This window comes from Blastococcus sp. SYSU DS0753 (assembly GCF_054051175.1).
In genome coordinates this window covers 41,493-54,361 of record NZ_JBJHAT010000023.1, presented here as the reverse complement: position 1 = coordinate 54,361, position 12,869 = coordinate 41,493, and the positions used below count along the sequence as shown (strand labels likewise).

At 74.7% G+C, this 12,869-nt stretch carries 13 protein-coding genes; 5 read left to right on the top strand and 8 right to left on the bottom strand.

What is annotated here, in order from left to right; translation table 11 throughout:
* Positions 1-151: 151 nt before the first annotated feature.
* Both purU and ACI799_RS16025 read right to left on the bottom strand, forming a co-directional pair.
* Complete coding sequence (gene purU / locus ACI799_RS16030) at positions 152-1,033, bottom strand: formyltetrahydrofolate deformylase (protein WP_456590476.1); 882 nt, start codon at positions 1,031-1,033, stop codon at positions 152-154.
* Positions 1,034-1,037: 4 nt separating this feature from the next.
* Positions 1,038-2,663 carry an MFS transporter gene (locus tag ACI799_RS16025; RefSeq protein ID WP_456613468.1) on the bottom strand — a complete coding sequence of 542 codons (1,626 nt, stop codon included), beginning with the start codon at positions 2,661-2,663 and terminating at the stop codon, positions 1,038-1,040.
* A gap of 43 nt (positions 2,664-2,706) precedes the next feature.
* Here ACI799_RS16025 and ACI799_RS16020 point away from each other — a divergent pair, with 43 nt between their 5' ends.
* The gene (locus ACI799_RS16020) at positions 2,707-3,315 is read left to right on the top strand and encodes a TetR/AcrR family transcriptional regulator (protein WP_456613467.1); all 609 of its coding nucleotides are present in this window, start codon (positions 2,707-2,709) and stop codon (positions 3,313-3,315) included.
* 7 nt (positions 3,316-3,322) lie between these two features.
* On the opposite strand, the gene ligD (ACI799_RS16015) is transcribed toward ACI799_RS16020, so the two are convergent.
* The 4 genes from ligD (ACI799_RS16015) to ACI799_RS16000 form a co-directional block, all read right to left on the bottom strand.
* Positions 3,323-4,252 (bottom strand): non-homologous end-joining DNA ligase, encoded by a 930-nt coding sequence (ligD, locus tag ACI799_RS16015; RefSeq protein WP_456590479.1) that lies wholly within the window; start codon positions 4,250-4,252, stop codon positions 3,323-3,325.
* 25 nt (positions 4,253-4,277) lie between these two features.
* Complete coding sequence (ligD, locus tag ACI799_RS16010; protein ID WP_456613466.1) at positions 4,278-5,243, bottom strand: non-homologous end-joining DNA ligase; 966 nt, start codon at positions 5,241-5,243, stop codon at positions 4,278-4,280.
* Positions 5,244-5,247: 4 nt separating this feature from the next.
* The gene (gene ku, locus ACI799_RS16005; protein ID WP_456613465.1) at positions 5,248-6,237 is read right to left on the bottom strand and encodes a non-homologous end joining protein Ku; all 990 of its coding nucleotides are present in this window, start codon (positions 6,235-6,237) and stop codon (positions 5,248-5,250) included.
* A gap of 136 nt (positions 6,238-6,373) precedes the next feature.
* Positions 6,374-6,949, bottom strand: a complete 576-nt coding sequence (locus ACI799_RS16000; protein WP_456590482.1) for a DUF1360 domain-containing protein — start codon at positions 6,947-6,949, stop codon at positions 6,374-6,376.
* Between the two features lie 181 nt (positions 6,950-7,130).
* On the opposite strand from ACI799_RS16000, the gene ACI799_RS15995 reads away from it, so the two are divergent.
* Together ACI799_RS15995 and ACI799_RS15990 are read left to right on the top strand one after the other, a co-directional pair.
* Complete coding sequence (locus ACI799_RS15995; RefSeq protein WP_456613464.1) at positions 7,131-7,592, top strand: hypothetical protein; 462 nt, start codon at positions 7,131-7,133, stop codon at positions 7,590-7,592.
* A 255-nt stretch (positions 7,593-7,847) separates the two neighbouring features.
* Positions 7,848-8,240 carry an STAS domain-containing protein gene (locus tag ACI799_RS15990; protein ID WP_091933845.1) on the top strand — a complete coding sequence of 131 codons (393 nt, stop codon included), beginning with the start codon at positions 7,848-7,850 and terminating at the stop codon, positions 8,238-8,240.
* Between the two features lie 55 nt (positions 8,241-8,295).
* Here the strand turns inward: ACI799_RS15990 and ACI799_RS15985 are convergent, their stop codons facing one another.
* Together ACI799_RS15985 and ACI799_RS15980 are read right to left on the bottom strand one after the other, a co-directional pair.
* Entirely contained in the window at positions 8,296-9,318 is a 1,023-nt protein-coding gene (locus ACI799_RS15985) for a DNA topoisomerase IB (protein ID WP_456590484.1), read from the bottom strand.
* A gap of 58 nt (positions 9,319-9,376) precedes the next feature.
* On the bottom strand, positions 9,377-11,197 hold the full coding sequence (locus ACI799_RS15980) for an ATP-binding SpoIIE family protein phosphatase (RefSeq protein WP_456613463.1): 1,821 nt from the start codon (positions 11,195-11,197) through the stop codon (positions 9,377-9,379).
* A gap of 224 nt (positions 11,198-11,421) precedes the next feature.
* Here ACI799_RS15980 and ACI799_RS15975 point away from each other — a divergent pair, with 224 nt between their 5' ends.
* Together ACI799_RS15975 and ACI799_RS15970 are read left to right on the top strand one after the other, a co-directional pair.
* Entirely contained in the window at positions 11,422-11,910 is a 489-nt protein-coding gene (locus ACI799_RS15975; protein WP_456590486.1) for an ATP-binding protein, read from the top strand.
* Positions 11,907-12,839, top strand: coding sequence for an RNA polymerase sigma factor SigF (locus ACI799_RS15970; protein WP_456590487.1), 933 nt, complete (start codon positions 11,907-11,909; stop codon positions 12,837-12,839). Before ACI799_RS15975 ends, ACI799_RS15970 begins: the two co-directional genes overlap by 4 nt.
* Positions 12,840-12,869 lie beyond the last annotated feature (30 nt).

The following is a 12,869-nucleotide window of genomic DNA, read 5'->3' as shown; positions in this document are numbered from 1 at the left end:
TGAACGAGTCAAGACAAGCGGGTGAACGATCGCGGACGTGTCCCCCTGCGGAGGCCCTGATGATCAGGTCACCTGATCATCAGGGGTCCTGGCTCACTTCCAGCACTGAGCCAGGACCCCGAACGATCAGGTGACCTGATCGTCCTGCGGGTCAGGCGAAGACGATGGTGCGGTCGCCCTCGACGATGACGCGGTCCTCCACGTGCCAGGTCACCGCCTGCGCGAGCACCTGCCGCTCGACGTAGCGGCCCACCCGGCGCATGTCCTCCACCGTGGCGCGGTGGTCGACGCGGGCGACCTCCTGCTCGATGATCGGCCCGGCGTCCAGCTCCGCGGTCACGTAGTGCGCGGTGGCACCGATGAGCTTCACCCCGCGGTCGTGGGCGGCCTGGTACGGGTTCGCGCCCACGAAGGCCGGCAGGAAGCTGTGGTGGATGTTGATCAGCCGCTCGGGGAACCGGGCGCAGAACTCCGGCGAGACGATCTGCATGTACCGGGCCAGCACCACCAGGTCGACGTCGCCCACGATCTCCAGCGCCCGCGCCTCGGCCTCGGCCTTCGTGCCCGGGGTGACCGGCACGTGGTGGAACGGGATGCCGGCCGCGGCGGCCACCGGCTCCAGGTCCGGGTGGTTGCTGATGACGGTGGTGATGTCGGCCCGCAGGTCACCGGCGCGCACCCGGTAGATGAGCTCCTGCAGCACGTGGTCGGTGCGGCTGACGAAGACCGCGACGGTCGGGCGGTGCGCGGCCTCCACCAGCCGCCAGGTGAGCTGCCACGTGCGGGTCAGCTCGGCCAGCCGCTGCTCCAGCTCCGCCCGCCGGGCGGCCAGGTCGGCCAGCACGAACTCCAGGCGCAGGGTGAAGGTGCCGCCGCTCGGGTCGGAGGAGTGCTGCTGGGAGTCGGTGATGTTCGCGCCGACGTCGGCCATCAGGCCGCTGATCGCCGCCACGATCCCCGGCCGGTCGGGGCAGCGGACGACCAGTCGTCCCAGGTCGGCGGTGCGGTCGTCGAGCGGGCGGGCAGCAGACACGGTGCTAGATCGTCCCAGACCCCTGCGACGCGCGGTCGGGGCCGCCCCGGCGGAGGGCCGCGAGCACGGTGCACGCCGTCCAGACGACGTCGACGGCGAACACGACCACCCAGATCCGGCCCGCCCCGTGGACGAAGCCGGGCAATCCCTCCAGCCCGGGCCGCGCGCCGCGCAGGAGGGCGTCCCACCCGTGCTCGGCGGAGGCCACGTCGACCACCCAGGAGAGGTCGACGAGCGCCAGCACCACCTGGACGAGGACGAACAACACCGCGCGGGCGGCCAGGAGCGACAGCTGCCGGCGCGGGCCGCGGGAGCTCGCGCCGACCGTGCGGCGGCCCGCCGTCCGGCCGCCCGACCCGGCGGTGTCCCCGACGGCGGCCGCCGGTGCGGTGGCGGCTGCGTCCGGGACGGCGGGTGCGCCGGCGGGCACGGGAGCCACCGCCACCTCCGGCGGGGCGGCGACGGGCCGGTCCCGCACCCCCAGCCGGCCCACCGCCCACGGCCCGAGCACCGCGCCGGCCAGGCTGGGCAGCGCGAGGACCAGGCAGGCCGTCGTCCACGACCCGCCCTGGTAGAGCGCGCCGGCCAGCACCGCACCCACGGCGGCACCCACCAGCGTGGCCGCCTCGTACAGGCCCATGCCGCGGCCGATGCCGGCGCCCGCGGCCTCGGCGACGACCGCCTGCTGCACGGGGATGACCGCCGCCCAGGCCGCCGCGCTCAGGACCCACGCCGCCGCCAGCACGCCCGGGGTGGGTGCGAAGGACAACCCGACCGCGAAGAGCGCGCTGGCCACCGATCCCAGCGCCAGCACCCGGCGGCGGCCGAACGCCACGGCGAGGCGGTGCAGCGGCCCGGGCAGCAGGCCCATGACGACGGCGCCCGGGAGGTAGACCAGCGCGATCTCCACCGGCTCCAGACCGTGCCCGCGCTGCAGGTGCAGGAGCAGCAGGATGCCGACGGCGGACTCCGCGGCCATGGTGGCCGCGACGGTCAGCAGCAGCGGGCGCAGTCTCCGGCCGGTGCGCCGCAGGGCGGCAGGCGGCCCGGCACCGGCCACCGCGCCCGGCCGGATCGGCGCGGAGTACAGGAAGCCGGCACCCACCAGGCAGGCGGCGGCGCAACCGAGGAACAGCCCCCGGTAGCCCAGCGCCGGCAGCAGCGACAACCCGGCCACGAAGGCCACCCAGACGCCGGTCTCCTGCCAGGAGAGCAGCCGCGCGAAGACGGCGGGGTCCACCGCCAGCCGCTCACCCACCATGGCGCGCAGCGGCACCCACAGCAGCGCACCTCCCACTCCGCCGACCACCGCGGCCAGGAACGCGAGGGGAAGCGCGCCGGCGAACGCGTACCCGGCGGTGGAGAGCGCGTACAGCAGCGCGCCGACGGCGGCGACGGTCCGACGCTCTCGCGCATCCGCGAGCACGCCGGCCAGCGGCCTGGCGACCACGGAGACGGCCAGCTCGGTCGCCACGAGCAGGCCGACCTCCACCGCGGCGGCCCCGAGGGCGGCGCCCGCCCAGAGCGGCAGGAGGAAGTCGAGCAGTTCGGCGGGCCCGCGGGTCAGTGCGGCGGCCGCCAGCGCGCCCGCCTCGCGGCGTGCGGCAGGGCTCCGGACGCGGTCCGCCATGCCCGGCAGCGTAGCGGAACATCTGTTCCACTAACATCGGCGCATGCCCCGGTCCGTGGATCCCGACGAGCGCCGGCGGACCATCGCCGAGGCGCTCTGGCGCGTCGTCGCCCGCGACGGCCTGGCCGGGGCCACCGTGCGCAGCGTGGCCGCGGAGGCAGGGCTGTCGCTCGGCGCGGTGACGCCCTTCTTCGACGGCCAGGAGGCGCTGCACCTGTTCGCGATGCGGCTCGTGGTGGAGCGCACGGCCGCGCGCGTCGCACGCCTGGATCCGCAGGGGTCGCCTCGAGAGGTGGCCGAGCAGCTCCTCACCGCGGCCATGCCGTTGACGGAGGAGACCCGGCAGGAGGCCGCGGTCTACTACGCCTTCTTGGCCCGCGCCCGCGTGTCCCCGTCCTTCCGCGCCGTGGCCGACACCGTCGACGACGACCTGCGCCGCCTGCACGCCCTCGTCGTCCGCCTGGTGCTCCCCGACGCGCCCGATCCGCATCGGGAGGCGGCGGTCAGGGAGCTCCAGGCGCTCAGCGAGGGGCTGGCCTTCCAGCTGGTCACCTGGCCGCACCGCTACTCGGTCGAGGACGCGCGCGCCGCAGTGCGCACGTGGATCGACCGGACCGCGGCACCGGCCGGCCGCTCCTCTTCCGGGGAGTAGGCCGAGGTCAGACCTCCGGCAGCGGGGCGCGCCGGGCGCCGGCGACGTCGAAGAGGTCGCCGTACTCCTCGACGCGGGCCAGCACCTGCTCCGTGGTGAACCGCAGGGCCGCGGGATCCAGGGAGCCGTCGCGGACCGCGTCGACCTCGTCCCAGCCGATCGGCGTGGAGACCGTCGCCCCCGCCCGCGCCCGCAGCGAGTACGGGGCGACGGTGGTCTTGGCCGGGTTGTTCTGGCTCCAGTCGACGAGCACCTTGCCCGGCCGCAGCGCCTTCTCCATCCGCCAGACGACGTCGTCGGGGGTCTCGGCCGACAGCTCCTGTGCCAACTTCTTCGCATAGCGGCTGGGCTGCTCGCGGTCGGTGACCTCGATCGGCGCGTACACCTGCATGCCCTTGGAGCCCGACGTCTTCACCACCGGGTCCAGGCCGTCGGCCTCCAGCCGCACGCCGAGCCGCTCGGCCACCTCGCAGCACTCGGCGATGCCGGTCTCCGGGCCCGGGTCGAGGTCGAGCACCAGCAGGTCGGGCAGCTGCGCCACCCCGTCGTCGTCCACCCGCCACTGCGGGACGTGCACCTCCAGGGCGGCCAGGTTCGCCGCCCACGCCAGATCGGGGACGTCGGCCAGCAGCACCATGTCCAGCGTCTCGCGGCCGCGCGAGCTGCCCGGGCTCGGCAGGGTCACCCGGCGCACCCACTCCGGGGCGTGCCGCGCGCTGTTCTTCTCGAAGAACGCCGGGCCCTCGACCCCGTCGGGCCACCGGGTGAAGGTCACGGGCCGGCCGGCCACGTGCGGCAGCAGCACCGGGGCGATCCGCACGTAGTAGTCGATGACCTGGGCCTTGGTGAAACCCACCTCGGGGAAGAGAACCTTGTCCAGGTTGGAGACCGCCAGTTGCCGCCCGGCGATCTCCACCCGCTGCCTGGCGGGGCTCACGGTCCGCTACCGCGGCGCCGGCCGTTCACGACTCCCGCACCACGTCGTCGGGCTCCAGGTCGTCGCGGACCCCGCGCCAGACCGGGTGCCGGAGCCGCCCGTCCGCCGTCCACACCGCGTAGGCGACCTCGCCGACGAGGTCGGGCTCCACCCAGCGCGCGTCCCGGGTGACCTCGCGCGGCAGTGCGCCGGCGAAGGGCGAGGTGCGGCGCGGGGTGAGCAGCCGCTGCAGGTCGCGCAGCCCCTGGTCGGTGAACCCGGTGCCCACGTGCCCGACGTAGACCAACCGCCCCTCGTCGTCGGGGACGCCGACCAGCAGCGAACCGATGGTGCCGGCGCGCCGTCCCTGGCCCGGCCGCCACCCGCCGACGACGGCGGACTGGGTGGAGAAGTTCTTGACCTTGCGCCAGTCGGGGCTGCGGACGCCGTCGCGGTACGGGGAGTCCAGCCGCTTGGCCACGATCCCCTCCAGCCCGTTCTCCTCGCTGGCGGCCTGCACGTCGGCGCCGCGGCCCGGGAACCACGGCGTGAGCACCCAACGGCGCCCGGCCGGGTCGAGCTCGTCGAGGAGCGAGCGGCGCTCGGCGTACGGGCGTCCGCGGAGGTCCTGCCCGTCGAGCTCCAGCAGGTCGAAGACGAGGTAGCTGACCGGAGCGGCGGCCGCCATCCGCGGCACCTCGGGACCGGTGCGGTGCATCCGGTTCTGCAGCGCACCGAAGTCGGGGCGGCCCTGCCCGTCCATCAGCACGATCTCCCCGTCGACGACGGCGTCCCGACCGGTGAGCGTGCCGGGCAGCCGGGCGACCTCCGGATACCGGACGGTGATCTCCGCACCCTTGCGCGAGGCCAGCGTCAGCCGCCCGTCCCGCACCGCGGCCAGGGCACGCACGCCGTCCCACTTGAACTCGTAGCCCCACCCGCCGTCGTCGGCGGGCAGGTCGCCGGGGACGGCCAGCATCGGCAGCGGGAGGTCGGCCGGCTCGGGAGCCACCACCTCAGGCGCTGCGGCGGGCCCGCTTGGCCGGCGGCTTGTCGTCGCCGGCGGCCCGGGCGGTCGTCTTCTCCGCCGGGCCGGCCGCCTTCTTCGGCGCGGCCTTCTTCGCGGCGGCCTTCTTCGCCGGAGCCTTCCCGTCGGCCTTGTCGGCGGCGGCCTTGCGGGGCGACGCCGGCTTCTTCGCCGGCGGCGCCGTGGGCTCCTCGTCCGCGGTCGCGCTGCCCCGGGCGCGCTCGACGCTGCGCCGGAGCGCGCTCATCAGGTCGACGACGGCGGCCCCGTCGTCGGGGGTCTCCACCGGCTGGGCCACCTCGCCTCCGGTCTGCTTCGCCTCCAGCAGGGCGGTCATCGCCTCGCGGTAGTCGTCGGTGAACTCACCCGGGTCGAAGTCCGTGGTCATCGAGCCGATGAGGGCCTCGGCCATCTTCAGCTCCTGCGGCCGCACCGAGATGTCCTCGTCGAGGAAGGCGAAGTCGGGCGTGCGGATCTCGTCGGGCCACCGCATGGTGTGCAGCACGAGGACGCCGTCGCGCACCCGCAGCGCCGCCAGCGACTCCCGCTGCCGCAACGCGATCTTGGTGATCGCCACCTGGCCGGCGTTCTCCAGCGCGTCGCGCAGCAGCACGTAGGGACGCGCCGCGGGACCGTCGGGCTCGAGGTAGTACGTCTTCTCGAACATGATCGGGTCGATCTCGGACTGGTCGACGAACTCCAGCACCTCGATCTCCCGGCGGGTGGTGAGCGGCAGCCCCTCGAAGTCCTCGTCGGTGAGGATGACCACCTCCCCGCTGGGCAGCTCGTAGCCCTTGGCGATGTCGGAGTACTCGAGCTCCTCGCCGTCGATCGAGCACACCCGCCGGTACTTCACCCGGCCACCGTCGGCCGCGTGCACCTGGTGGAAGCGGATGTCCTTGTCCTCGGTGGCCGAGTACAGCTTCACGCCGATGCTGACCAGGCCGAACGACACGGCGCCTCGCCAGATCGATCGCATGCCGCCCTCCCTCGCACCCGTTCCGCCGGGCGTCCCCGACCCGGAGTCGGGTCAAGATCGCAGGATAGGTCCGGAGCGCCCTCCGCGGCAGGGCGAACGACGCGGCCACTCCCCCCGACGGAGGACCGTCGCCTCCTCAGCCCTGGTCGTCCGCCCCCTCGTCGGCCGGGGCCAGGGCACCGTTCTGGATCGAGTCGTACACGAACTGCAGGACGTCGGAGCCCGCGACCGTCGTCATCGTCAGCGCGGCCAGCCGGGTGGCCCGGGGTGCGGTCACGTACCCGAAGACGAACGCCGTGCCCACCCACTGGGCCAGGCAGAAGGGGCAGGTGAGCAGCTCACCGACGGCGTGCTTCACGCCGCCGTGCTCCCGCACCTCCTCGGCCACCTCGGCGTGCCCCGAGGCGCCCTCGAAGCGCACGAACGGCGCGCGGAGCGGACTGGTCACCGGGTCCTTGGCGATGCGGCGGGCCAGCCGGAAGGTGGCGATGGTGAGCAGGACGGCGTCACCGAGCGGGATCCGCTCGGGCAGCTGCTTGCCCGCGGCCCGCACCGCCACGGCGCCACCGGCCACCACGCCCGCGTACACGCCCATGGCGCCCAGGTCACCGCCCAGCGGCCTGGGTTCCCCGTTGGTGTACTCGCGCTTCTGGGTGCGCACCCACCGGCGGAGCGGCGCCCCGACCCGCTGGACCTCGTCTGCGATCGCCATGGCCCCCTGCTACCCCGCGGACGCGCTCCCATGCCGCGAGGGGCGGCAGTGCCGCGACGCACACCGGCGCATGGCCGCACGGCCCCCGGGTAGGGCGGTGGAACGACGCTGGTCCCCCGACCGGCCCACGGCCCCTCCGGGGGCGAGAGCGCGGGCACGCCCGCCGACGAACGGAGGCCCGATGACCAACCCCGCCAACGACGGCACCGACCCCGGTACGTACGACGGCACCACCCAGACCGAGGGGCAGACGGCCCGGGACATCTTCCCCTCGGACGACGGCATCCCGGACGTCGCGCAGGACGACTCCCCCACCCAGGCGTGGAAGGAGGACCCGCAGTTCCAGCCGATGCCGAACGAGAGCGCGACCGCCACGGTCGACTTCGGCACCACCGCCTTCGAGCAGTCCCAGGGCGAGTCCCTCGCCGGCCGGCTGGATCGCGAGCTCCCCGACGACGCGGCCGACGTCCGCCCCGCCGAGGACCCGCAGCGGGCCGACGCGCAGCTGGAGCAGGACACCTCGACCACGCCCGAGAGCGACTCCGGCACCAACCGCACCGCAGACGACGTCGAGGCCACCGCGGACCAGCCCGTGGGCGGCGAGGGCCCCGAGGAGTCCGCCGTCCACGTCACCGACGGCTGACGCTCCCCCGCACACCAGCGACCCACCCCTCGGCGCCCCTTCGGGTGCCGTCCGGGGGGTGGGTTGGCGCGCGCGCGGCAGGTTGTCTACGTTGAGTCAGCGGTTCAGCAGGTAGCCGCGACGTGCTGGGCCCGGTGGTCCGGCACGCAACACATTCGACCACCGCGAGCCGGGGGCCCGGGCCCCCGGAGATGTGCAGCGGTAGATTGTCCGGGCGGCCCGTCGTCCGGGTTCCGCCGAGAGGAGCCACTGTCCGTGACCACTTCCGACCTGCCCGCCGAGGGGCAGCCCGACGTGTCGACCGAGGGCACCGAGGCACCCTTCGACGACGTGATCACGCTCTCGACCTCCACCGACGAGGACGGCGCTGTCACGGTCACGGTCGTCGGCGAGGTGGACACCTTCACCGCTCCCGTGCTGCGCTCGACCCTGGACAGCCAGCTCGAGCAGCAGCCGCGCGAGCTGGTGATCGACCTGTCCGGTGTCCAGTTCCTGGGCTCGGCCGGTCTCGCCGTGCTCGTCGAGACGCAGAAGTCCGCCCGCAGCCGTGAGGTCGCCCTGCGGCTGATCGCCACGACCCGCGCCGTCACCCGGCCGCTCGAGGTGACCGGGCTGATCGACCTCTTCACCATCGCCGACGCCCGCTGAAGAAGGACCTCGTCCGGAGGCCCCGCTCCACACCGGAGCGGGGCCTTCGTCGTCACTAGGCCGAGAGCAGCCGGCAGACGGCCTCCTCCAGCACCTTCTGCGTGTCCCGGTCGGCCACACCCCCCGACGACAGGACCTCGTCGGCGTCGCGCAGGGCCTCGGCGACCGTCTCGCCGTGCTCGAACCGGTCGACGACGCGCGGGTCGACGTAGCTGGCCTTGCAGACGGCGGGGGTGTTCCCCAGCTGCTCGCTGACCCGCTTGTAGGCGGCGCTGACGACCTTCTTGCGGGCCGTCTTCGACGTCGGCGGGGGCACCTCGGCGAGCGCGGCGGCCATCAGCACCGTCGCCGTCCACGTGCGGAAGTCCTTGGCCGAGATCTCCGCGCCGCTGATCTCCTTGAGGTAGGCGTTGATCTCCGCGCTCGTCACGTCCCGCCACGTGCCGTCCTCGGTCTGGTAGGCGAGCAGGTCCTCACCGGCGTCGGCGGGGCGCTCGAGCAGCTGGCGGACGACGGTCGCCGTGGACCGGTCGGTGATCTCCACCTCCCGCTCGATGCCCCCCTTCGCGAGGTAGGAGCAGAAGGTCCGCTCGCCGCGCACCGACACGTGCGCCCGTTTCAGGGTCGCCAGGCCGAACGTGCCGTTCTCCTCCTCGTACTGCTCGCTGCCCACGCGGAAGGCGCCCAGGTCCAGCAGCCGGATGGCGGTGGCCAGGACGCGCTCGCGGGTGAGGCCGCGGGTGCGCAGCCCGGCCCGCACCGCGTCGCGCACATCGGGCAGCTGGCGCGCGATCTCCAGCACCCGCTCGTGCTTCTCCGCGTCGCGCCGGGCACGCCAGGCGTCGTGGTAGCGGTACTGCCGCCGCCCGGCGGCGTCCACCCCGGTGGCCTGGATGTGCCCGTTGGGCCACGGGCAGATCCAGACGTCCCTCCAGGCCGGCGGGACGGCGAGGGCCCGGATGCGGTCCAGCCGCTCGTCCTTGATGAGGCTGCCGTCGGTGTCGTAGTACGCGAAGCCGCGCCCGGCTCTGCGGCGTCGGTAGCCGGGCCCGTGCACGTCGCTGCGCCGCAGTCTCACGGGCGGGGAATGGGCACCGCAGGCACTCCGCAAACCCCCCGGGACGGAGAGTCACGCCTCAGCGCAGCTCGACCAGCCCGTCCAGACCGCTGATCTCCAGCACGTGCCGGGTCACGCCGCCCGCGGGGGCCTGGACGACGAGGCGCCAGGACTCGTCCCGGGCGATGCGGGCCACGGCCAGGACGACGCGGACGGCGGCGCTGCTGAACAGGCCGACGTCGCAGAGGTCGAGCTCCATCGGGGTGGCGCCGCCGTGACTGGCCTCCAGCATCCGGATCCGCAGCTGTTCCGCGGCCGCGGCGTCGACGGCCCCCCGGGCCCGCACGACCGGGCGCGGACCCTCGCGCTCGACCACCACGTCCGCACCGTCGACGACGCGGTGCGCGTCGATCTCCTCGTCCGGGGTCCGCCGCAGCCGGAAGCTCAGCGTGACGGTCGTCCCGTGGTCCTCGGCCAGGGTCACGCCGTCGACGAGCTGGCGCATGATCAGCAGCCCGCGGCCACGGTCACCCGGGTCGCGGTCCGGCGGGCGCCAGGTGCCCTGGTCCCGCACGGTCACGGTGAGCACCCCGTCCACGTCGACCTGGGCGGTCACCGACATGGGCCCGGGCTCGGTACCCCGGTAGGCGTGCTCGGCGGCGTTCGCGCACGCCTCGCCGACGGCGACCATGACACCCACCCGGTCCTGCTCGCCCATGCCCAGGTCGGTCAGCCAGGCGTTGAGGCGCCGGCGCACGCCGGGCAGCGCGGAGGGCACGGCGAGCAGGTCCAGCTGGAGGGCCTCGTGCGCGGTGGCCCGCCGGTGGGCGACCAGGACGGCGACGTCGTCCAGCCAGCCGTGCGGCCGGCGCACGCCCTCGGCGATCGCCCCGGCCAGCCCGGCCGCGGCATCGACGCCGAGGGCCCCCGGATCGTCCAGCACCTCGCGCGCGGCCGCACCGAGCCGTTCGAGCGCCTCGGCGGGTGGCTCGTCGAGCCCCGCGACCACACCGTTGGAGAAGAGCACCAGCGTCGCGCCCTGGGCGAGCTGGGCCTCGTGCAGCGGCGCCGGCGCCCCGGGGAGGCTGCCGAGCGGCGGCCGGGCGGTCACCTCGAGGAACGTGCTGCTCCCGTCGGCGTGCACGACCAGCGGGGCCGGGTGACCGGCCGCGCTGTAGACCAGCCGCCCGGTGGCGACATCGAGGACGCCGTAGAACACCGACGCCCCCTCGACGTCGTCCATCTGGGCGGCGAACGCGTCGAGAGCGGCGAGCACGGCCGCCGGCTCCGGGTCGCCGAGCACCGTGGAGCGCATCGCCCCGCGCAGCCGGCTCATCGCGCCGGCCGCGGCCACCCCGTGCCCCACGGCGTCGCCCACCACCAGGGCGACGCGGCCCTTGCCCAGCGGCACGGCGTCGTACCAGTCGCCACCGGCCGCGGAGAGCTCGGTGGCCCGGTGGTAGCTGCCGGACAGGACCACGTCGGGGAGCATCGGCAGCGACGGCGGGAGCAGCGCCTGCTGCGCGCGGTGCACGTCGTCGGCCGCGAGCGCTTCGATCACCACGAAGGCACCCGGCTCGCCGGCGACCGTCATGGGCCGCACCGTGGCCGTCACCATCGGCCCCTCCGGCCCGAGCGCGCCGCTGAGGGTCTCGGTGTGCCCGCTGCGCGCAGCGGCCTCGACGAGGTCGGCCAGCGGGCGCCCGGAGACCTCGGGCAGGCCGCCGCGCCGGGCCTCCAGGCCGCGGGCTCGGGCGTTGGCCCACAGCGGTCGGGCGGCGTCGGCCGCCAGGCAGAACAGCGCGTCGGGCGACGTCTCCATGGCAGCGAGCAGCACGGCGGAGCCCTCGTCCAGGGCGCCGTCGTCGGTGGGTGGCAGACTGCCGGGACCGGTGCTCATCTCGGGCCAGCCAACAACAGGCTGCGGGTGGCGGCAACCGCGTGCCCGGCACGCGAACGCCGTGGTCCAGGCCACGTTTGGGCGCCGGCGCCGGTCGGGTAGGCAGCAGTCTTGTGCACCGATCGGTGCCGGTCCGCGCCGCCACCGGTGGCCGGGCCGACCGGCACGGGGCACCACCGCGGCTCGAAGGTCGAGTGCGCCGGGAACGAAGGAGCGGACGACGGATGGTCGATTCGAGGGCCCCCCTCGCGCAGGACGGACGGCGTGCGGAGCGACTGGAGCTGCGGGTGCCCACCACCGCGACCCAGCTGCCCGCGGTCCGGGCCATGGCCGGTGACCTGGCGATGCGGATGGACTACGACCTCGACGCGGTGGAGGACCTCCGTCTCGCGGTCGACGAGGCCTGCGCCACCCTGTCGACGATCGTCCAGGGGGACGCGCCGCTGACGGTCGTCTTCGAGACCACGCGGGCCGGCCTGCACATCAACGCCTGGGTGCCCACCGCGGACGGCACGGAGGTCCCCACCGACGGCTTCGGGTGGGCGGTCCTCGCCGCCCTGGTCGACTCGGTCGAGGGCCGGCGCTCCACCGAGCGCGAGGTCCCGGGCGGGACCGGCAGCGACTCGCCGGTCGCCGTCATCGCCCTCGCCAAGTACCTGCCGGGGCAGCACCCGGCGGGCGTGGGCGACGAGAACCTCTCGGTGGCCCGGTGAGCAGGTCGGCCGCCGCCGCCGACTCCATCGAGGAGGAACCCCTGGACGCCACCGAAGGCACGCCCGTCGACCCCTCGGCCGAGCAGCCGGTCGAGACCCCGGACGAGCCCGCGCCCGGCCTCCCCGGCCCGCCGGCCGCCCCCGAGCCCGATGCGCCACCGCTGTCGGAGAACCGGCGCCGGGCCGAGCGCACGGCGCCGCTGTTCGCCGAGCTGGCCACCCTCGACAAGGACGACCCCCGCCGGGAACGGCTGCGCGAGATCCTCGTCGAGGAGCACCTGCCCCTGGTGCGGCACTTCGCCCGGCGGTTCAGCAACCGCGGCGAGCCCTTCGACGACCTGCTGCAGGTCGGCACGCTCGGGCTGATCGCCGCGATCGACCGGTTCGACCCGACACGGGGCGTGGAGTTCCTCTCGTTCGCCGTCCCGACGATCACCGGCGAGATCAAGCGGCACTTCCGCGACCAGGGCTGGTCGGTGCGCGTACCGCGCCGGCTGCAGGAGCTGCACCTGTCGCTGAACGCCGCCGTCGGCGAGCTGGCGCAGAAGAACGGCCGGGCCCCGACCCCCAGCGAGCTGGCCGAGCACCTGGGCATCCCCCGCGCCGAGGTGCTGGAGGGGCTCGCCGTGGCCAACGCGTACCGGAGCAGCTCGCTGGACGAGCGGCTCTCCGGTGAGGACGACTCCCCCACCCTGGCGGCGACCCTGGGCGAGGAGGACGCGGCGCTCGAGGGCGTGGAGTACCGCGAGTCGCTGCAGCCGCTGCTGGCCACCATCCCGGCCCGGGAGCGGCGGATCCTGATCCTGCGGTTCTTCGGCAACATGACCCAGTCGCAGATCGCCGCCGACATCGGCATCTCCCAGATGCACGTCTCCCGGCTGCTCAGCCAGACGCTGGCCAAGCTCCGCGAGGGCCTGCTCAAGGACTAGACCCAGCGAGCACCGGAAGCTCTGCCCGCG

Excerpts from the sequence above, each read along its gene's own strand:
- ACI799_RS16025 (WP_456613468.1), bottom strand. The coding sequence starts at position 2,663 with ATGGCGGACCGCGTCCGGAGCCCTGCCGCACGCCGCGAGGCGGGCGCG.
- ACI799_RS16020 (WP_456613467.1), top strand. The coding sequence starts at position 2,707 with ATGCCCCGGTCCGTGGATCCCGACGAGCGCCGGCGGACCATCGCCGAG.
- ku (WP_456613465.1), bottom strand. The coding sequence starts at position 6,237 with ATGCGATCGATCTGGCGAGGCGCCGTGTCGTTCGGCCTGGTCAGCATC.
- ACI799_RS16000 (WP_456590482.1), bottom strand. The coding sequence starts at position 6,949 with ATGGCGATCGCAGACGAGGTCCAGCGGGTCGGGGCGCCGCTCCGCCGG.
- ACI799_RS15995 (WP_456613464.1), top strand. The coding sequence starts at position 7,131 with ATGACCAACCCCGCCAACGACGGCACCGACCCCGGTACGTACGACGGC.
- ACI799_RS15980 (WP_456613463.1), bottom strand. The coding sequence starts at position 11,197 with ATGAGCACCGGTCCCGGCAGTCTGCCACCCACCGACGACGGCGCCCTG.
- ACI799_RS15975 (WP_456590486.1), top strand. The coding sequence starts at position 11,422 with ATGGTCGATTCGAGGGCCCCCCTCGCGCAGGACGGACGGCGTGCGGAG.